The sequence below is a fragment of the Porphyromonas sp. COT-290 OH3588 genome (assembly GCF_000769075.1).
Classification (GTDB): domain Bacteria; phylum Bacteroidota; class Bacteroidia; order Bacteroidales; family Porphyromonadaceae; genus Porphyromonas.
Genome location: NZ_JRFC01000033.1, coordinates 41,209 through 60,817 on the forward strand (window position 1 = coordinate 41,209; position 19,609 = coordinate 60,817).

15 protein-coding genes are annotated in these 19,609 nt (G+C 51.7%); 5 read left to right on the top strand and 10 right to left on the bottom strand.

The genetic code is table 11. From position 1 onward, the window contains the following. Positions 1–35: 35 nt before the first annotated feature. The 5 genes from era to HQ48_RS07245 all read right to left on the bottom strand — a co-directional run bounded on the left by era (position 36) and on the right by HQ48_RS07245 (position 5,013). The gene (era, locus tag HQ48_RS07225) at positions 36–935 is read right to left on the bottom strand and encodes a GTPase Era (protein ID WP_044232807.1); all 900 of its coding nucleotides are present in this window, start codon (positions 933–935) and stop codon (positions 36–38) included. Positions 936–1,084: 149 nt separating this feature from the next. Continuing rightward, positions 1,085–2,218 carry an N-acetylglucosamine-6-phosphate deacetylase gene (gene nagA, locus HQ48_RS07230; protein ID WP_052409016.1) on the bottom strand — a complete coding sequence of 378 codons (1,134 nt, stop codon included), beginning with the start codon at positions 2,216–2,218 and terminating at the stop codon, positions 1,085–1,087. A 14-nt stretch (positions 2,219–2,232) separates the two neighbouring features. After that, complete coding sequence (locus HQ48_RS07235) at positions 2,233–3,195, bottom strand: DUF5106 domain-containing protein (protein ID WP_160225948.1); 963 nt, start codon at positions 3,193–3,195, stop codon at positions 2,233–2,235. 118 nt (positions 3,196–3,313) lie between these two features. Beyond that, a complete protein-coding gene (locus HQ48_RS07240; protein WP_044232813.1) occupies positions 3,314–3,985 on the bottom strand; it encodes an OmpA family protein in 672 nt (223 codons plus the stop codon). Between the two features lie 44 nt (positions 3,986–4,029). Beyond that, positions 4,030–5,013 (bottom strand): dihydroorotate dehydrogenase-like protein, encoded by a 984-nt coding sequence (locus HQ48_RS07245; protein ID WP_044232816.1) that lies wholly within the window; start codon positions 5,011–5,013, stop codon positions 4,030–4,032. Between the two features lie 1,100 nt (positions 5,014–6,113). Between HQ48_RS07245 and HQ48_RS07250 the strand changes: the two genes are divergently transcribed. From HQ48_RS07250 to HQ48_RS07260, 3 genes are all read left to right on the top strand, one after another. Next, positions 6,114–7,316 (top strand): FtsX-like permease family protein, encoded by a 1,203-nt coding sequence (locus tag HQ48_RS07250; protein WP_044232877.1) that lies wholly within the window; start codon positions 6,114–6,116, stop codon positions 7,314–7,316. A 124-nt stretch (positions 7,317–7,440) separates the two neighbouring features. Continuing rightward, positions 7,441–8,778 carry an NADP-specific glutamate dehydrogenase gene (gene gdhA, locus HQ48_RS07255; protein ID WP_044232819.1) on the top strand — a complete coding sequence of 446 codons (1,338 nt, stop codon included), beginning with the start codon at positions 7,441–7,443 and terminating at the stop codon, positions 8,776–8,778. 274 nt (positions 8,779–9,052) lie between these two features. After that, positions 9,053–10,609, top strand: a complete 1,557-nt coding sequence (locus HQ48_RS07260; RefSeq protein ID WP_044232822.1) for an L-lactate permease — start codon at positions 9,053–9,055, stop codon at positions 10,607–10,609. Between the two features lie 121 nt (positions 10,610–10,730). Here the strand turns inward: HQ48_RS07260 and HQ48_RS07265 are convergent, their stop codons facing one another. From HQ48_RS07265 to dnaA, 5 genes are all read right to left on the bottom strand, one after another. After that, positions 10,731–11,051 (bottom strand): MerR family transcriptional regulator, encoded by a 321-nt coding sequence (locus HQ48_RS07265; RefSeq protein WP_044232825.1) that lies wholly within the window; start codon positions 11,049–11,051, stop codon positions 10,731–10,733. Between the two features lie 8 nt (positions 11,052–11,059). After that, positions 11,060–12,046, bottom strand: coding sequence for a type I phosphomannose isomerase catalytic subunit (locus HQ48_RS07270; protein ID WP_044232827.1), 987 nt, complete (start codon positions 12,044–12,046; stop codon positions 11,060–11,062). Positions 12,047–12,064: 18 nt separating this feature from the next. After that, positions 12,065–13,600 (bottom strand): arylsulfatase, encoded by a 1,536-nt coding sequence (locus HQ48_RS07275; protein ID WP_052409018.1) that lies wholly within the window; start codon positions 13,598–13,600, stop codon positions 12,065–12,067. 15 nt (positions 13,601–13,615) lie between these two features. Further along, positions 13,616–15,157 carry a GH3 auxin-responsive promoter family protein gene (locus HQ48_RS07280; protein ID WP_044232829.1) on the bottom strand — a complete coding sequence of 514 codons (1,542 nt, stop codon included), beginning with the start codon at positions 15,155–15,157 and terminating at the stop codon, positions 13,616–13,618. 252 nt (positions 15,158–15,409) lie between these two features. Continuing rightward, positions 15,410–16,792, bottom strand: coding sequence for a chromosomal replication initiator protein DnaA (gene dnaA / locus HQ48_RS07285; RefSeq protein ID WP_044232830.1), 1,383 nt, complete (start codon positions 16,790–16,792; stop codon positions 15,410–15,412). A gap of 994 nt (positions 16,793–17,786) precedes the next feature. On the opposite strand from dnaA, the gene HQ48_RS07290 reads away from it, so the two are divergent. Next, positions 17,787–19,091: a sigma-54-dependent Fis family transcriptional regulator gene (locus HQ48_RS07290; protein ID WP_044189314.1), complete on the top strand. Its 1,305-nt coding sequence runs from the start codon at positions 17,787–17,789 to the stop codon at positions 19,089–19,091. Then, on the top strand, positions 19,075–19,608 hold the full coding sequence (gene lptE, locus HQ48_RS07295) for an LPS assembly lipoprotein LptE (RefSeq protein WP_081969758.1): 534 nt from the start codon (positions 19,075–19,077) through the stop codon (positions 19,606–19,608). The genes HQ48_RS07290 and lptE overlap by 17 nt, the downstream gene beginning before the upstream one ends. Position 19,609: the final 1 nt, after the last annotated feature.

Genomic DNA, 19,609 nt, shown 5'->3' on the forward strand with positions numbered 1-19,609 from the left:
ATTCGTTGCTTATAAAAATGTTATATCCTCTCGGACTAATCTAGTTGATAACCATAGCGGCGCAGTAGATTATCTCGGTTGCGCCAGTCTTTCTCGACCTTGACGAAGATCTCGAGGAAGACTTTTTTGTTGAAGAACCGCTCCATATCCTTACGTGCCATCGTGCCGACTCGCTTGAGTGCTATGCCCTTGGGGCCGATAATGATGCCCTTCTGGCTTTCTCTCTCGGTGATGATGAGGCACTGGATATGTATCCGCTCGGCTTCTTCTTTGAATTGCTCTACGACGACCTCCACGGCGTACGGGATCTCCTTCTGATAGTACAGCAGGATCTTCTCCCGGATCATTTCCGTGACGAAGAAGCGTGCGGGGCGGTCGGTGAGAGCATCTTTGTCGAAGTAAGGAGGCGAGAGAGGGATTAGGCTCTCAATGCGCTTGCGCAGAGGCTCTACATTGAAGCGGTTGAGCGCCGATATAGGCACAATCTCTGCCTGTGGCAGACGCTCGTGCCAGATCTCTACGAGCTTCTCTAGCTCTGTCTGATTGCTCAAATCGAGTTTGTTAATCACCACGATAAGCGGACAGCTCACGCTGCGTACTCGGGCGAGGAACTCCTCGTTCTTCTCTGCCGACTCTACCGTGTCGGTCACATAGAGAAGTACATCTGCATCGCCAAGGGCAGACTCGCTAAACTCAAGCATACTCTGCTGTAGCTTGTAGTTGGGCCTTAGGACACCCGGTGTGTCGCTATAGACGATCTGCATCTCGGGCGTATTGACGATGCCCAAAATGCGGTGGCGTGTAGTCTGAGCCTTGCTGGTGATGATGGACACGCGCTCGCCTACGAGTAGGTTCATCAGTGTCGATTTGCCAACATTGGGGTTGCCTACTATATTGACGAAGCCCGAGCGGTGCGTGGCTGCTATTTCTGTCATAAAAACTAATTGCGGTGAAGTACGAGCCCCCGAGCTATCAACTCGGATAGCACTCGTAGAGATACATTTCTGCTACAAAGATACGCAAATCCAGTAGCATTGCCCCTCGGGCCGTATAGCACACAGTGGGCCCCCTCCACAAGAGAAGTCTACTGAGAGAGGAGGCTTAGGGAATGGCTAGAGGATAGATCGGGGGCGAATACCGAGAATGCCGCTTGGTAGCCCTCGGCCAAGCGGCCGAGCTTGTCCTGCATACCGATGGCTCGTGCTACACGTCTAGTCCCCATATCAACAGCTTCGGCAAATGTTACGCCTAGGTAGCTCATTGCATTGTTCACAGCCTCGGGCATAGAGATAGCCGAGCCTGCTAGGTTGCCGTTGGGATTGACGTAATAGCCCTCGGGCGTGAGCATCGCATGTAGCCCTTCCCAAGCCATTTCTTTCATTCGTCTACCCAGCACAGCGGCATCGGTGAGCAAGATGAACTGCTCGCCCTTGAGCTTGTAAGCCAAACGAGCTGCAGCAGGGTGACAATGTCTGCCGTCTAGAATGACGGGTGTGTAGACCTCTGGGTGCTCGAGCGAAGCGCCCACTAGACCGGGCGAACGGTGCGTGAAGGCCGACATAGCATTGTAGAGATGCGTGACGATATGCACGCCTCTATCAAATAGAGCCATGGCCTCCTCGTAGGTCGCCTCCGAGTGCCCAAGGGAGATTTGTATGCCAGATTCTAGGATTAGGTCGATAGCCTCGGGCGACCACATCTCGGGGGCGAGCGTAATCATGCGGATAACGCCACGCCCATACTCGATTAGCTCCCTTAGCGTATCTAGTGTGGGAGAGCAGATGACTTGTGCATTGTGGGCTCCCTTACGAATTGGATTGAGGAAAGGCCCCTCTAGATGCATACCCAATATATGAGGGTTGGTCTGCATTGCTGCTCGTACAGCATCGATCGCTGTGAAGATTGTCTGCACGGGTGAGGAGATCAGCGTGATGTAGAAGTAAGGCGTTGCGTGCTCTAGACAGGCCTCTGTAACCTCGGCTATTGTCTCGGCATCGGGAGTGAGAGAGAAGTATCTGGTGTAGCCACCGTTGATCTGTATGTCGATGAGTCCCGGTATGAGGATATGCCCCTCTAGGTCTATCACTTGTTCGTACTCGGCGGTCTTGTCGGCTCCTACCGAGCAGATGTGTCCATTGGCGACGACTAGACTGCTAGCAGAGAGCTCCTGCCCATCGCTGATGAGCCGAGCATTCTTGATGAGTATGCGATTGGCCACTATGTCTTAAGTTTTTAGTTCGGGTAATCTAGTAAATACTGTATGATGCGCTCCCTTGTTGCATCTTTGAGTAGAACCTTGCCGCCACGCTCGAGTAAATAAATCGTCGGGCTAGCTTTGATGTCGTATAGCTGGGCAGACATTATCTTGTCCTCGGCATCGTAGCCCGCTTCGTAGTGGCTAGGTAGGCTGGAGGCTGCTTGCATAAAAAGCTCCTCGGAGCTCTGTAGATAGATGACCAGTACGCCCAAGCGACCTGCCCCGATGCTCTCGGCGATGATAGGTGCCTGCTCTAGCTGCTCTAGCCAGTGGCTACACGTTGGGCAGTCGGGTGTGGCGAAAACGAGGAGCGTCCGAGCTGCTTTTTGATGCTTGAGGTGCCGCTGCGTCCCCTCTGTGGTCGTATAGATGAAGTCTGAGGCCTGAGAGCCGACACTATTCTTGTCAAGGAGCTCCAGAATAAGCCTAGCCTGCTCCTGATACGCCGCTGCTACCTTGGGCGATCGAATAGCCCATTTGAGTATCGTGCGGTAGTGTGCCTCCGACATAATCGGGGAGGCTGCCTCGTAGAGTAGGGTGCGGTACATCGAGAGGACAAAGAGGAGCATGCCGCCCTCACTCTTCTCGAGAGGGCGAAGTAGAGCGCCCTCAACTTCATCGGCGGAGAAGCTCGTGAGCAAACCGCAGTAGTCGGCGAAGGCAAACTCCATAGCCGGGTGCCGTATGAGGGTCGTATCGGCGAAGTCCATCTTGTCCCAAAAGTGGTCGAGCATATACCGAGCTTTTTGCTCTGGCCTCTGTAAGTGGAGCGGCGGCGTGGGGCGCTCTAGAGGCTCTGGTTCCTCGGGGTGACGCACGAGGGGAGCGAGCGTGTCGGTCGTGGAGGCTGTGCTCTGCTCCGCCGAGCGAGTGGCGCAGGATAGGTAAGCCAGCGCCACCAATATGGCGTAGAGGTAGGCTAGGGGAGATCTAATCATCTTGGTGGGCATCAATAAAGCAAGAGGGTGTGTCGAAGTTGTCTATCGGCACACCCTCTTAATTGTATCGTTGGGTACGACTGGAGCTATCCGGCCGTACAGCTGGGCAGGACGAATGCTACTTGAGCGTGCCGTTCTGTGCAGCCTCGATCATCTCTTGGCTAGGTAGGATATACACCTCTACACGGCGGTTCTCCTTACGTCCCTCGGCAGTGCTGTTGTCTGCGATAGGATCGTGGCTACCCTTGCCTACGAAGCTCATACGCTTGGCATCTACCCCCTGACCTACTAGGTAGTTGTACACGCTCTTAGCACGATTGACCGATAGTGGGTCGTTGATGCGGTCGCTACCAGTATTGTCGGTGTGGCCGATGATCTGGATATTGGTCAAGCCATTAGCCTTGGCGTTCTCTGCAAAGGCCTTGAGTGATGTGATAGACTTCTGAGATAGATTGGCAGAGCTGCTGGCGAATAGGATACCGCTATCGAAAGTAACTCGGATAGCCTGACCGTCATTGACACTCTCGATCTTGGCTCCCTCTACGGCCTTCTCTAGTTCTTTCTTCTGCTGATCCATCTTGTTGCCAATGAGGGCACCTGCTGCACCACCCACTACTGCACCGATAGCAGCGCCTAGACCCGTATTGCCAGCTACGTTACCGATACCAGCACCTAGGGCAGCACCAGCGGCTGTGCCGATACCACCACCCTTGATGGCGTTGCTCAGTCCGCAGGATGTGAATAGGAAAGACCCTGATAGCAGAGCCACTGCGATTGTTTTTTTAGTCATCTTCTTTCTTCTTATTAAGTTGAGTTTATATGTTATCTTATCGTCTATGAGTCGCCTCGTCCGCCGAAGTACTTCATAAACTGGATACGCTCAAAGACATTAACATCTTCGGGGGTCGAACCGTTTAGTCTAGCCCTAAATTCGTCTACACTTCTATAGCCACGCTTGTCCATCCACATACCTAGAGCGACGAGGGCGTTGGAGATAGCCGATGGCCCCTCTTTGTAGAGGGCGGTACACATTTGTACTGAGCTAGCCCCAGCCAGCAGACTTTTGGTGACCTCCTGCCATGTGTATATCCCAGTGGATGAGCTGATCTCCACTTGTGGGACGAGCGAGCTCACTAGAGCCGTGAAGCGTAGAGTGTCGGTGAAGTCGCCTACATGGGTAAAGACGTCGCCACTACGGAGCTCCTCGGTGTTGAGGTCTATGTCGGACTGATAGCTGCGGTTGAATAGCGTTACGGCATTGGCTCCCGAGGCACGCAACTTGTCCACTAGTGCTGGTAGGGCTGTGTGGTAGCGAGATAGCTTAACGATGATCGGGATCCTCAGCTTGGAGCGTAGACTCTTGACGATGTCGCAGTAGTTCTGCTCCGAGGCTAGAGGGTCGAAGTATAGGTCTGTTTCTAGACGCATGATGTTTACCTCGAGAGCATCTGCTCCAGCCTCTTGAATACGTGTGGCGAAGTCTACCCAGCTATCGGCTCTAAGGCAGTTGATGCTGGCTATGACGGGGATATTGAGTTCACGTTTGTAGTGGCTAATCTGCTCTAGGTATCGACCTACCTCCTCGGCGCGCACATAGTGAGCGATGTATTCGGAGGCTTCGGTGTAGTCATTGTGCTGCTCCATTGATTGGGCTTCGGCCTCGATCTGCTCCTCGAATAGAGATTTAAGAATCACAGCGCCAGCACCTGCGTTGGCGAATGCTTTCACTTTGTCGAGGTTGCGAGTCAGCCCCGAGCTCCCAATGATGATAGGGCTCTGTAGATGTAGCCCTACAAATGATGTACTGATGTCTGCCATGACAGTGTATATATGTTATTAAGTTTCTGGTTCGATGCGTTCGTATGCCTCAAGGGCTATACGCTCGCCTACGAGGCCATAACTTGCTTACTTGTCGGTTTATCGGAACAAAGTTAGTATTAAAATTTGTATATCCATGGCTTTTTTATTAGGAGTTACACGGGGGAGCTCTCTTTTGGTAGCGAAGGCTACAGTGCCTCGTTGGGTGGTAGATTCTATCTCTCCGTATGAGGCTCGTAGCACCTTGTTCTAGATGGGGGAGCCTCTCGTTGTATTTGTGTGTTGTCTGTGCTCTCAACCATAGCGCTATGTGGGCAGGCGATACCTCTTCTGTCATAGCTTGCCTATCATCTTCTCATCTTTTTCGTTATTTCTATTGGGGTAGCGCTGTATGTAGCTCCTCATCGGTCCAAGGCTGTGAGCGTTCATTCTTCTACTTTTTAGTTAAAGAGTGTTAAGGTGTTGCTGAGGAATTTGGGCTAATGAGTGGGTATTTCCTAAAGGTTGTTGCGTCGAGCTTAGAGGATTGATGGGAAAACTTGTTGGGATTGGTGGGCTAATCCTCTCAGATGTGTCCACCAATCTTGCGAGGTTGATGGGAAGAAAACCTCAAAAATGCTTCGTTTTCGGAGAATCTTTGCCGATTTACTGATGTATATATTTTGAAATCAGTATTTTCTGTTTGGGGCGTTTTAGGCGATTGTTTTTATTCGGCTAGGGGTAAGTACCCAAACGAGGGCAAACCTTATCTAGAGCCTTCTAGGGGGCAAATACGCCGTCCTCCCTTCTCTCGTTCCAAGGCCTGCAAATCATTTGATCGGTATACATAAACGTTAATGAATGTATAACTCTAGGAGTGTCGCCCCGTCCCGTGTTGGTATGCCTATTGTCTAGATGCCGTGTAGCGCATAATTGCCTCTAGAGTAGGCTCTATATCTAGTGATGTGAGGGGTGTTTTTGGGAAATATGTTACTCGGCTACTCTGCTCGGGTGTATACAGAGCATTGGCCGATCGGGCTTTCGGTTTTTTTGTCTTAAATTCGTGTGCCTCGTTCTGTGCAGGTAGAGGCCAATTAAGTGATTTAGATTGTAAGATGGGTTTGACAAGTTTTTTTGCACTGCGCTATCTCTTTAGCCCCTCTCGTATGGGGGCGGTCAATTGGGTTTCGGGGATCTCTGCCGTAGCCATTGCGGTAGTGTCTATGGCTCTCGTTGTAGCACTCTCCGTATATAATGGTTATGTCAAGCTCATACTCCAAACCACTGGGGCTGCTGCCCCCGAGTTGCTCATCACACCACAGCAAGGCGCTACTCTCGATATGCGAGAGCCAACCCTCCTCACGGCTCTAGAGAGTGACCTAGTGGCTAGCTATAGCCCTATGTTGCGGGCAAAAGGCGTTATACGACACTTAGCTACGGAGCAAATGGTCGATGTGGTAGGGGTAGCTCCAGAGTACTGGCAGGTAGTTGGTGGGGATAGCCTGCTACTCGAGGGGCGACTTCCCAAGCAAGGCTCCTCAACCCCCGAAATACTTGTAGGTATGGCCTTAGCCTCCGAGGGGATTAGCCCTATGGCTCAGCAGGACGCTCGGCTCTACTTTCCCCGTAGGCAGGGGCTCATCAATCCGCTTGCTCCCGGCACAGCCTTCCGCTCGACAGAGCTCGTGGTCACGGGTATTATGCGCCCTGTGGACGAAGAGTTCGATCGTCAGGGCTACGTCGATATCTCGGTCATGCACGACCTGCTGGCCTATCAGGAGCACATAGCTACGGCTGTGGCGCTTCGGCTGGCTCGTGGCGTCCCACCAACCGAGGGGAAGCAGCGCCTAGCGGAACGTCTAGTAGGTAAGTACCATTTGCTTGATAGGGCTGAGCAGCACCCTGAGCTTACTTTTCTGATTCGTATGGAGAAGCTGATGGTTTTTTTGATCATGACGTTCATTCTTCTTTTGGCGGCCTTTAACTTAGCTAGTGGTTTGGCGATGCTTATCCTAGAGAAGCGTGCCGATCTACAGACGCTGCGTGCTCTCGGTATGACGTCCCGTATGGAGGGGCGTATTTTTGCGCTCGCTGGCGTCCTGATTTCGCTGCTTGGATCGTTTGTGGGTGTCACACTTGGGCTAATCTTGAGCTGGCTACAGGAGCGATTTGAGCTCATCGAGGCAGGGCAGGGTTTACTTACGATGCCATTCCCTATCGACATTCAGGCTTCCGATATTTTACTTATCCTCTTGTGTACTACGCTTATCTCTTGTGTTATATCTATGGTGCCTAGTTTCTTCTTTAAGAAAAAGCGTTCTTGATATCCTAGAGGCTTAAAAAATTTCTCTGTTTTAGACTTATATATAGAAATAACTATCTATATTTGCCTCAGAAACATTCAAGCAAATTCACGGATTAGATCACATTAAGACTATCAGTGTTTCTATGAAATCAACGGAAATTTTAGCAGCCCTAGAGGCTAAGCATCCCGGTGAAAAGGAATTTCTCCAGGCTGTCAAGGAAGTTCTCCTCTCAGTAGAGGAAGTGTACAACCAGCATCCAGAGTTTGAGCGCGAGGCCATCATCGAGCGCCTTGTGGAGCCAGACCGAGTGATCACCTTCAGAGTACCATGGATCGATGATGCAGGTAAGGTGCATGTAAACATCGGCTACCGTGTGCAGTTCAACAACGCTATCGGCCCATACAAGGGCGGTATCCGCTTCCACCACACAGTTAATCTATCAATCTTGAAGTTCCTCGGCTTCGAGCAGACTTTCAAGAACGCTCTTACTACACTACCTATGGGTGGTGGCAAGGGAGGTTCGGACTTCTCTCCTCGTGGTCGCAACGACAGAGAAATCATGCGCTTCTGCCAGAGCTTCATGGCTGAGCTATGGCGCCATGTAGGCCCAGATACCGACGTGCCAGCAGGCGACATCGGTGTAGGAGGCCGTGAGGTAGCCTATATGTATGGTATGTACAAGAAGCTAGCCAATGAGCACACTGGTACTTTCACTGGTAAGGGTATGGAGTTTGGCGGTTCTCGTCTGCGCCCAGAGTCCACCGGTTATGGTGCCGTTTATTTCGTAGATCACATGTGTCGTGCCAATGGTTTAGAGCTCAAGGGCAAGACCGTGGCTATCTCAGGCTTCGGTAACGTAGCTTGGGGTGTGGCTAAGAAGGCTACCGAGCTTGGAGCTAAGGTGGTGACTGTATCTGGCCCAGACGGATATGTGTACGACCCAGAGGGGATAAACACGGAAGAGAAGTTCCAGTGCCTACTCGACCTGCGCTCTAGCGGCAATGATGTGGTAGCAGACTACGTGAAGCGCTTCCCACATGCTCAGTTCTTCCCCGGCAAGAAGCCTTGGGAGCAGAAGGTAGACATCGCTATGCCATGTGCTACTCAAAACGAGATGAACGAAGACGATGCCCGTATGCTCCACAAGAACGGAGTGATCCTCGTGGCTGAAACGTCCAACATGGGTTGTACAGCCGAGGCAGCCGAGTACTATGTAGAGCATAAGATCATCTTCGGTCCCGGTAAGGCTGTGAACGCAGGTGGTGTAGCAACCTCTGGTCTAGAAATGACACAGAATGCGATGCACTTAGGCTGGACAAACGAAGAAGTAGATGCCAAGCTACACCAGATCATGAACGACATTCACGAGCAGTGTGTGAAGTATGGTCGTGAAGAAGGCTACATCAACTACGTTAAGGGTGCCAACATCGCTGGCTTCCTCAAGGTAGCCAATGCAATGGTACAGCAGGGCGTCGTATAGGACAGGCCATATTTTTCTAACTAAGATTATAACTTGCGGTGCGGTATCCCCGAGGGAGCCGCACCGCTTTTTGTTTTCGTTATCGCTTTGTCCCTCAAAATCAGATTAATTACACTATGAAAATACACTAAGAGAGAAATAAATTATTAACTTAGCCCTCGGTTAATGAGCTTTATCTTGTTTTATTCGATTGATTTCTGTCGCTTGGATTTATAAATACGTTGCTGTACGGTGCTAGTTTTATAGTTTCATCATAATTAATTCACATTAAGTTATGAGTATCATTCTTTCTCTATTGCCTATTGCTCTGCTCATTGTATTGATGATAGGCTTCAAGATGCGAGGTGACCGCAGTGCTCTGTGTGCACTATTGGCGGCGGTGGTTATCGCCATTTTTGCAGTGCCCTCCATGGACGGCTTCGGTGCGCTACCCGAGGGTTTCGGAGCGATCTACGTCTGGTGGGCTTTCGTCGAGGGGGCACTTAAGGCAATTTTCCCTATCCTGATCATCATTATGATGGCGATTTACAGCTACAATGTCTTGCTCGAGAGCAAGCAAATCGAGGTGATCAAGCAGCAGTTTACAAGTATCTCTAGCGATAAGCGCATTCAAGTGCTCCTGATCGTATGGGGCTTCGGGGGGCTACTCGAGGGTATGGCCGGCTTCGGGACGGCGGTCGCTATCCCAGCGGCTATCCTTATTGGCCTAGGTTTCAAACCGGGGTTTTCGGCCCTTGTATCACTCATTGCCAATAGTGTGGCCACGGGCTTCGGAGCAGTTGGGGTACCTGTCATCACACTGGCCAAGGAGGCTATGGGGTCCGATGTGCCAGCCGATGTAATCCGAATTGTCGCTGGCGACGTCGTCCTACAGCTCTCCGTGCTGATGTTTATGATCCCATTTGTGATTCTTTTCTTGACGGATACAAGTCGCAAGTATATTATTCCCAATATTTTGCTGACCCTAGCCGTGGGAGCTATCTCTCTGGCTACTCAGTTTGCAGCAGCGTATTGGATTGGTGCAGAAACACCAGCTATCATAGGTAGCATCGCCTGTATCATCTTCTTGGTAATCTATGCCAAGGTTAAAGAAGGGAAGAAGGCCGATGCTCCCAAATACACGACCCAAGAACTAGCTAAGGCGTGGGCTGTCTACGGCTTTATCCTCCTATTCATTGTATTGGCTAGTCCACTCTCTGGCCCTATTAGTGAGTTCCTCAAGACGACATTGGTGTCCAAGATCCATTTGCCTATCTACGCAGAGGGCAAGACTTTCAACTTCGGTTGGCTCTCCAACGCAGGGTTGATGCTTTTCCTTGGTGCTTTTATTGGAGGACTTATTCAGGGCGTTAGCGCAGGGCGTCTATTCGCTATCCTAGGTCAGACGGTTGTTAAGCTACAAGCCTCTGCAGTGACGATCATTAGCCTTGTGGCCATGAGCTCTGTGATGAGTCATAGTGGTATGATTCTCTGTATTGCCAATGCTTTAGCCGAAGCTACTGGCGCACTCTACCCACTCTTCGCACCTCTTGTCGGTGCTATTGGCACGTTTGCCACTGGTAGTGACACCTCGTCCAACATTCTCTTTGGTAAGTTGCAGGCCGATGTAGCAGGGCAGATTGGTATGGATAAGGCTTGGCTCGCAGCAGCCAATACGGCTGGAGCGACGGGCGGTAAGATTATTTCTCCTCAGAGTATCGCCATCGCAACGGCCTCGTGCAATCAGCAGGGTCAGGAGGGAGCTATCTTGCGCTCGGCACTCCCATATGCCTTGGTTTATGTCTTGATCGCTGGGCTTACCGTCTACTGCTTCTCGCATCTAGCCTTGTAGTTCCTCTTTGGAGTCACGCGGTTTGCACTTTCGTTAAGACGGTGATTACACCAAGGGGGCTGGACAGAGATAACGTTTCTGTCCAGCCCCCTTGGTTATGTATTGCTATGAGGAGAATAGTTTAGTCCACCAGCTTGGCGTGTAGCTCACGCAGACGAATAGCACAGTCCTTGAGTCGAGCGAGGATGTCGGCTCGCCGTTCTAGTTCGTCACGACGATTGCTTAGCGCCTCCCTTGCACCGGGTATGGTAAGTCCCTTATCCCGAATAAGATGTTTGATGAGTTTGAGGTCATCTATATCCTTCTGTACGTAGCGCCTTGTCCCACCAGTCGAATACTTGGGCTTGACATGGGGAAACTCTCGCTCCCAGTGCTTGAGCGTCGAGGCTGGTTCGCCCAAGATCTGAGCAACCTCTCGCACATGATAGAAGACCTTAGCCATCTGATGGGTTAGGGGATATAGGTTTCCATGAGCTTGCAAGTACCATGAGGCTCTAGCTTGATGCCCGTAGCCTCGGCTGGTACAAGTACGCTTTGTCCTTGGTGTAGCTCTAGCGTGTGGCCTGCATCGTCCGTTAGAGTTAGCTTACCAGACATCACAATGTAGATGACGAAGCTATCGAGAGCCGACCAGTCACGTTGTAGGGGCTGATCTAGCTCGAGTAGGTTGGTTTTGAAGTACTCACAGCTGACGATGGGGTTCGCTTCATTGGGCTTGGGCTGGTAGGAGGTGCGATAGTCCTCGTGTAGGGTATAGTCGATCGCATCTTTGGCTAGCTCGGTGTGTAGCTCACGCTTGTTGCCTGCGGCATCTGTGCGGTCGTAGTCGTAGATGCGGTAGGTAATGTTGCTCGTTTGCTGAATTTCCGCTACGAAGCAACCTGCCCCAATAGCATGCACACGCCCAGCAGGCAAGAAGAAGACATCTCCCTCGGCGACCTTATACTCCTTCATAACCTCCATGATAGAGCTATTTTTGATGCGCTCCACATAGTCCTCGGGAGAGGACTGCTGGCTAAAGCCACTGAATAGCTTAGCCGTAGGCGAAGCCTTGACCACGTACCACATCTCTGTCTTGCCAAACGAATTGTGGCGTGCCATACCGAGCTTATCATCGGGGTGAACTTGAATGGATAGGTTATCCTGAGCATCGATGAACTTGATAAGCAGAGGGAAGCGCTCTCCGAAGCGCTTCTGCACACGGTGGCCCACTAGACGAGCGCCGTAGATCTTGATGAGCTCATCGAGATTTTTGCCCTTGAGTACTCCTGCGTCCACCACCGAGTAGTTGTCGTCTACATGGGAGATTTCCCAGCTCTCGCCTACCTTGTCGTTATTAGGCTCAAGGCCTTTGAAGGGGCGAATGTCTTGGCCGCCCCAAATCACTTCCTTGAGCAGTGGCTCAAAGGTCAGAGGATACAATCTAGTTAAATTCATTGTGTCGTTTATTAGTTTTTATTCTGTCTTCGTTTTAGCTTGTTCGCTTTTTAGTATAGCCTTGAGCTTAGCCACGATTTCGGGGTGCTGCTCGGCTACATTGTTGGCTTCGCCGAGATCCTCGGCCAAGTTGTAGAGTTGGTCTACATCGCTATTGCCCGTTTCTATCTCAGGTCCCCATGGGATCATCTTGGGGCCACCTTTGGGCTGGATATACTTCCAGTCGCCTAGGCGGATAGCTAGGGTTTTGTTGGCCGCCTGAGTGATGATGTGCAGAGGCTCGGTTGCATCTCCTGCAAGCCATGCTTGTAGAGCATCTCGGCTATCGGGGGCTGCTCCCTCGGGGAGGGTGCTCCCTACGAGTTTGGCGAGTGAGGCGATCCAGTCGATTTGGCTTACTACCTCATGGCTTACGCTGGGCTGCTGGATTTGCTTAGGCCAATGTACTAGAGCAGGAATGCGTGCTCCTCCCTCGAATGCACTGTACTTGTAGCTGCGAGAGTGTCCTGAGGGCTTGTGCTCGCCGAGGAGCTCTTCGGCACTATCGGCATAGCCATCGTCAATCACAGCTCCATTGTCGCTCGAGAGGATAATGAGTGTATTCTCCGTCAGTCCAAGTCTGTCTAGAGTCTGGAGCACCTGCCCTACTGTGTAATCGAACTGCATGATTGCCTCGCCACGTAGCCCCATCGGGCTCTTGCCTCGGAAGCGAGGATGAGGGAAGCGAGGTACATGCACATCGTTGGTCGCCAAGTAGAGGAAGAAAGGCTCGCTCTGGTTGCGTTCGATGAACTCGACGGCTTTTGTCACGATCGAGTCGGCGATGTCTTCGTCACGCCAGAGGGCTTTGCCTCCACCTTTCATATAGCCGATGCGACCGATGCCATTGACTATGGCCATATCATGCCCGTGGCTGTGTTTGAGGTTGTAGAGCAGGTCTGGGCGATCTCGTCCTAGTGGTTCGTTCTCGAAAGGCTTGGCGTAGCTCACCGAGATTGGAGCCGTGGGGTCGTAGTTTGCCACTTGCCCTTGCTCGATGAAAACGCAAGGGACGCGGTCGGCAGTGGCTGCCATGATGTAGCTATAGTCGAAGCCGATGTCCTTGGTGTGACGTTTGAGAGGAGCATTCCAGTCCTGTCTGCCACTCTCCTCGCTAAGTCCTAGATGCCACTTCCCTACTACTGCGGTCTTGTATCCAGCCTCGGAGAATAGATCGGCTAAGGTGTATTGCTCTGGTTTGATGATCATGGCTGCATCTCCTGCTGCGACGTCCGTCCCGGCTCTGCGCCATGCATACTCACCCGTGAGCATAGCATATCTAGACGGGGTGCTTGTAGCTGCAGCGGCATACGCATTGTCGAAGCGGATACCACTATTGGCTAGACGGTCTACGTTGGGCGTACTGACGGCTTGGGCGCCATAGCACGACAAGTCACCATAGCCGAGGTCGTCGGCATAGATGAGGATCACGTTGGGTCTGTCGCCTGCGCTCTGTGCTCCTAGGGCTAGCGGGGCGGCTAGGGCGAGCAGGCTATATTTGAGTCCGTCCTGCATAGATTGCGAAAATTTCTAGGCGTTTGTTTGGGATATCATACCGAGAAGCTCGTCTAGATGTTTGCGGCTATTGGCAAGGCGTGGGATCTTGTGTTGCCCGCCGAGCTTGCCCTTCTCGTCTAGCCAGCGATGGAAGAGGCCGCTAGGGGCGACTTGTAGAGCTAGGGGCTTGAGGGTCATATCCATATAGCGCTTGGCTTCGTAGTCGGAGTTAAGTTTCTGGAGTTCCTCGTCGAGGACACGTGCGAAAGTGTCGATATCCGCAGGAGGAGTGGAGAACTCAATCAACCAGTCGTGGCGCCCCTTCCCCTCGTCATGGAAGAAATGTGGTGCCGCTGTGTATTCGGCCACCTTAGATTTGGTCTCGTATGAGGCTCTAGCTATGGCCCGATCCGCATTAGCCACCATGAGTTCCTCACCGAAGGCATTGATAAAGTGCTTCGTCCTCCCAGTGATGATGATGCGGTAGGGGTTGATGCTTGTGAACTGCACGGTGTCGCCAATGAGATAGCGATAGAGACCTCCTAGAGTACTCATGAGGATAGCGTAGTTCTTGCCCGGCTCAACCTCCCACAGTGGTATAGGGGCTGTGGGGTCGCAGATTGGGTCTGTGCTCTCGTCGATCGCCTCAACGGGGACAAACTCGTAGAAGGTGCCGTAGTCGAGCATCAAGAGCATACCTCGCTGGCTTGGATCGTCTTGTATGGCTATGAAACCTTCGCTGGCGTTGTAGGTCTCTTCGTAGCGCATTGTCGTCGAGGGAATGAGCTCTTGGTAGGCCTCACGGTAGGGCTCGAAGCTGATTCCACCGTGGAAGAAAACCTCGAGCGAAGGCCATACCTCGCTGATGTTGTCCGCCCCTGTATAGTCTAGCACCTCCTTGAGCATGACCATCATCCATGAGGGTACACCCGATAGGCTCCCAACCTTGGCCGAGGCGACCTCTCGCACGATAGCTTTCATCTTAGCCCCCCACTCGTCCATAAGTAACGTTTTGGTGCTGGGTACACGCATCAGCGCCCCAAGAGCAGGCATATGCTGTACGAGGATAGCACTAAGATCCCCCGCTGAGCTATTGCTCCCGAGGTCTATAGGAGCGTGGCTACCACCGAGGACAAGGCCTTTGGTGGAGAAAAATCGGCTGTCGGGGTAATTGCGTAGATAGAGCCAGAGGGCATCGCCTCCGCCTCGATAGTGGCAGTCGTGTAGGTGCGTGTAAGGTGCGGGAATGTATTTGCTCTTGTCGTTGGTGGTACCACTGCTTTTGGCGTACCAGCGACATGAGCCGGGGATTAGGATGTCACGTTCGCCGCGGATCATACGCTCCACATCGGCCTTGACCTCCTCGTAACTCTGCACAGGGGTACGGCTAGCGAAGTCGTGGTAGCTACAGTTGCGTGTGAGCGCATGGCGACGACCAAACTCTGTGCGCTCTAGTCTACCCAATAGACGTTTCAGCTGCTTGAGTTGTATCTCTCTAGCATTATCCCGATAACTCTCGATGGCTCGTATGCGCATCTTGGCCCACTGATAGACCAGCTTAGTTTTCAGATCCATAAATATCGTTTGTATCTGTGCCCTATCTCTCTGCTTATGCGCCTCGGCTGATAGAGCTGGGTAGGCTAGATAAGCTCAGTGAGTAGGCAGTAAAATCTACTTAACCTCTTAGTATGAGGCATAAAGTTACGACTTAATACCAGTACCAGCAAAGGGCTCGCCACTGGCAAGATAATCGCCCCAATACAGAAGCCCTGCGATAGCTCCTCGGAGGCTATTGCAGGGCTCGTATATTGTAGGCTAGTATCCGTGCTAGAGTGCTGGCTGTGTAAGCAAGCTCTCTAGCTGGGTCATCGTTTGCCTAAAGCCCTCGTCCACGCTCATTCTATCGCCTACGGCCTTGACCCCGTGCATGACGGTCGTATGGTTTTTGCGCCCCAGACGCTCGGCAATGGCGTTGTAGGAGTGATCGGTGTGCTTCTTGGTCATATACATCACGATCTGTCGTGGTAGAGCGATGTCTGCTCGTCGTGTGCTGCTACGTAGCTGAGCGACCTCGATGTTGTACTCCTGAGCCACAATCTGCTGGATACGGTCCATCGTGATCTCGGGCTTCTCCATATTGATTGAGGTACAGACTACCTGACGAGCATCGCTCATGTTGATCTCTCTCTGGCTCATCTGCGCACGGATCACAAGCGTCTTGATCGCACCGTCTAGCTCACGCACATTGTTTTGCATATTCTCTGCGATGAACTCGACGATCTCGTCGCCTAGCTGCACGCCACTCTCCGCCACTTTGCTACGCAATATCTTGCGTCTGAGCTCAATGTCGGGGCGCTCTAGTGGGATCATCACCGAACTCTGTATGCGGGTGAAGATGCGATTCTCGATGCCTCTAAACTCCACGGGAGGGATATCCGCCGTCAGGACGATCTGCTTGTTGAGCAGATATAGGTGGTTGAAAATCTCGAAAAAAGCCTGCTGGGTTTTCTCCTTACCCACGAGCCCCTGTATGTCGTCTATAATCAGTACGTCCATCTGCTGGTAGAACTCGATGAACGAGCCTCGCTCTCGGAAGCGTGCATCGTGGACATACTGAGCCTCAAACTTGGCGCTAGAGACATAGCAAACACGCATACTTGGGTGTAGCTCCTGTACCTTCTGCCCGATAGCCTGCGAGAGGTGAGTCTTGCCCACACCGCTAGGGCCGTATATAAATAGGAGATTTAGAGGAGCCTGTCCGGGGCGCTCAGCTACACCTTGAGCGATCATACGGGCCACACGATTGCACTCGCTCTCGTAGAAAGTCTCGAAGCGTAGGGCGTCGTTGAGGAAGCTCACATAGTTCTCAGTCTTGCGTGCTGGCATCTCTTCCTGCTTGCTCGCTGGTGTTTCAGGTAGAGAGGCTGTTTGGCTCCGATACTCAAAAATCAAGATGGCGTTGGCACCTACATAGGACTGCAACATGAGGTTAAACTCTCGGGCGAAGTTCTCCTCGAGATATATAGCGAAGTGCTCCGTAGGCACTCGGAGCGTCAGCTCCTCTCCCTTGATGCCGCAAGGCTCAATGGGGTCTATCCAGTTTTTGACTGCTGTTTCGTCCAGCAGCGAAACCAGAAAGGCGTGGCATTTGCTCCAAAGACTTAGGGCCGATGCCACCTCGTCCTCGGTAAACTTGATTGGTGCGAGCATAAATATTTCGTGTAGCGCAGTATTTATTTGACTATGAAAAAGGCGACTAAGAAGCACACATTTTGTACTCTTTTCGTCTTACAAAGTTGTCCAATAAATCGGGAAGAAAAAAACCTTTTTTGCCTTGTTTTTTTCGATCTAATTATATCATTTTTGTTTTCAGCGCTTTATATATATCAACTAATACACACTGCACAGGTTTTTTGTAAGTTGTTGTTATTCAAATATTAGGTTGAGTACGCACAGGTTATCAACAGATTTATGCACATTGCACGGTCGTGATTAATTGACCACTTATGAACATCTTACGCTATTCGTCTAGAAAATCTTTCCACACCACCCAGAGGACGCCTCGAGGGTGTGCATAGTGTCGCCTTGAGAGTACTGTGTATTGCTCCCTATAAGGCTCTTGCCCTGCTATCTTGAGCAGAAGTCTATGGGCGTAATTTGGTTTGACATAAATTTACAACTCTATATTAAGTTCGTATTGCTTGGTTAGGGCTCATAGCCCGCTAGGGGGCAAAATGGAAAATCGCATATTTGCCCCCTAGCAGGCTCTGTATGGCGTCCGAGTCTATTGGCGCATCTGAACTCTAGTGAGGTGGAAATAGTGGCCTAGAAAGACTTGTTTTTAATGTATTGATAACCATGTGTTTAGATGGATTTTATGTGCCGTTTATTGTGCTCGTGGCTCATTCCTCAGTATTTCTCCCCATCAATCTCCTCGGATCAGTGGACCTATCTCAAACAATTAGCCCACCAATCTGGAGAGATCCTCCCTTCAATTTGTCCATAATGCTCTGCCATGCTTTATGAATAGCCTTCTGGTTCTCAAAATTTCTAGGTAATCCCTTTACGATCCTTAACGAAAAAGTAGACGAACGAGCACCCGATACACTCAGGGCTGTGAGTAAAATGGATATCGCTATACCCCAGACGCAATAGCGAGTAGAGTGAGTAAATGATTATCTTTGTGACAAAATGGCAGTAAGATATGAATGTCGATATACAGCAGATTAAACAAAGATTTGGCATTATAGGCTCCGCTCCGCTCTTGCTCCGAGCGATACAAGTGGCTGTGCAGGTAGCCCCGACCGATATGTCCGTCCTGATCATGGGGGAGAGTGGTGTCGGTAAAGAGAGCTTCCCACGCATTATCCACCAGTACAGCACGCGCAAGCACGGCCCCTACATAGCGGTGAACTGTGGTGCTATCCCAGAAGGCACGATAGACTCGGAGCTTTTTGGGCATCTCAAGGGCTCCTTTACTGGAGCTATGGGGGACCGCAAAGGCTACTTCCAAGAGGCGGACGGGGGGACTATCTTCCTCGATGAGGTCGGGGAGCTACCCCTCTCTACCCAAGCACGCCTCTTGCGTGTCTTGGAGGTGGGTGAGTTTATCCCAGTAGGGGCTAGCCAGCCCTTGCGTACCAACGTGCGCATCGTCGCAGCCACCAACGTCAATCTGCGTGAGGCCGTAGATCGAGGCCGCTTCCGAGAGGATCTACTCTTTCGTCTAAATACCGTGCCGATTGAGGTGCCACCTCTGCGTAGGCGTGTGGAGGACATTAGCTTGCTCTTTCGCTACTTCGCCTCGCAAGTGGCCGACAAGTACAATATGCCTCCGCTACGCCTCGATGACGATGCCGTGCGCTTGCTCCAGCAATACTACTGGCCGGGTAATATCCGTGAGCTGCGCAACCTGACAGATCGGATCAGTGTGCTGGAGGAGGAGCGTCAGGTCAGTGCCGCTACGATAGAGAAATATCTGCCTGCCTCAACGAATAGCGACTATCACCCCGCTCTGCGTCCGATGGTAAGTGAGCCCAGTGGCTCCACCACGGGGCTGGGGGACAGAGAGGCCGTGCTCAACCTATTGAGAGAGATGAAGCAGGAGATGAGTGACCTGCGCAAGCTCGTCGGCAATATCATGCAGGGTAAGGTCAAGATCCCCAGCTATGCCGAGGCTACTGTGGCTTCGGTCGAGCCGATTACTCCTATTGGGCAGCCTATTGTCTCTCACCCTACTCATGCGGTAGAGGAGCTCCCGCCATACCTGCAGGCAGGAGGAGGGGCCAATGCCTACCGACAAGTCTACCGAGGTGCCGAGGATATTGAGGTGCAAGTGGTAGACGCCAGCCCAGTGGAAGAGGGCCGATCGCTCGAGGAGGTAGAGCGTAATATGATCATCGCAGCTCTGGCACGCCACTCGGGCAAAAGACGCCCTACGGCAGAGGAGCTCAAAATATCCGAACGTACTCTATATCGCAAAATCAAAGAATATGGCCTTGATGTCTAGAGGTGCCCTGCGCTCCCTAAAAATCGCCACACTCGGCCTGTTGATGGCTCTCGTGTGTGCGTGTAGTATTAGCTATAAGTTCAACGGCGGCTCACTCGACTACACTCGCATCAAGTCGATATCTATCAGCGAGGTGTACAATAGAGCCCCAATTATCTACCCTCCCTTGGCTGCCAACTTCACCGAGCAGCTCAAGGACTTCTATACAAGCCGCACTAGGCTCGAGCAGGTGGCTCGAGCAGGAGATCTGGAGCTAGAGTGTACGATCACGGGCTACGACCTAACCCCTATGGCCGTCAGCGACGACAACTATGCCTCTCGTACGGTTTTCACTGTGACGATGCAGGTTAAGTACAACAACAATGTGGACGAGAAAGAAAGCTTTGATCGTAGCTTCAAGGCCCATCGGGATTTTGATCGCAACCAGACATTCGTATCCGTCCAAGACCAGCTACTAGAGGAGATCATAGAGGATCTGATTAAGCAGATCTACAACGCCACGGTAGAGAATTGGTAAC

Bases quoted from the DNA above. Each gene is read 5' to 3' on its own strand.
- era (WP_044232807.1), bottom strand. From the start codon at position 935: ATGACAGAAATAGCAGCCACGCACCGCTCGGGCTTCGTCAATATAGTA.
- HQ48_RS07235 (WP_160225948.1), bottom strand. From the start codon at position 3,195: ATGATTAGATCTCCCCTAGCCTACCTCTACGCCATATTGGTGGCGCTG.
- HQ48_RS07240 (WP_044232813.1), bottom strand. From the start codon at position 3,985: ATGACTAAAAAAACAATCGCAGTGGCTCTGCTATCAGGGTCTTTCCTA.
- HQ48_RS07245 (WP_044232816.1), bottom strand. From the start codon at position 5,013: ATGGCAGACATCAGTACATCATTTGTAGGGCTACATCTACAGAGCCCT.
- gdhA (WP_044232819.1), top strand. From the start codon at position 7,441: ATGAAATCAACGGAAATTTTAGCAGCCCTAGAGGCTAAGCATCCCGGT.
- HQ48_RS07260 (WP_044232822.1), top strand. From the start codon at position 9,053: ATGAGTATCATTCTTTCTCTATTGCCTATTGCTCTGCTCATTGTATTG.
- HQ48_RS07265 (WP_044232825.1), bottom strand. From the start codon at position 11,051: ATGGCTAAGGTCTTCTATCATGTGCGAGAGGTTGCTCAGATCTTGGGC.
- HQ48_RS07270 (WP_044232827.1), bottom strand. From the start codon at position 12,046: ATGAATTTAACTAGATTGTATCCTCTGACCTTTGAGCCACTGCTCAAG.
- HQ48_RS07275 (WP_052409018.1), bottom strand. From the start codon at position 13,600: ATGCAGGACGGACTCAAATATAGCCTGCTCGCCCTAGCCGCCCCGCTA.
- HQ48_RS07280 (WP_044232829.1), bottom strand. From the start codon at position 15,157: ATGGATCTGAAAACTAAGCTGGTCTATCAGTGGGCCAAGATGCGCATA.
- dnaA (WP_044232830.1), bottom strand. From the start codon at position 16,792: ATGCTCGCACCAATCAAGTTTACCGAGGACGAGGTGGCATCGGCCCTA.
- HQ48_RS07290 (WP_044189314.1), top strand. From the start codon at position 17,787: ATGAATGTCGATATACAGCAGATTAAACAAAGATTTGGCATTATAGGC.
- lptE (WP_081969758.1), top strand. From the start codon at position 19,075: ATGGCCTTGATGTCTAGAGGTGCCCTGCGCTCCCTAAAAATCGCCACA.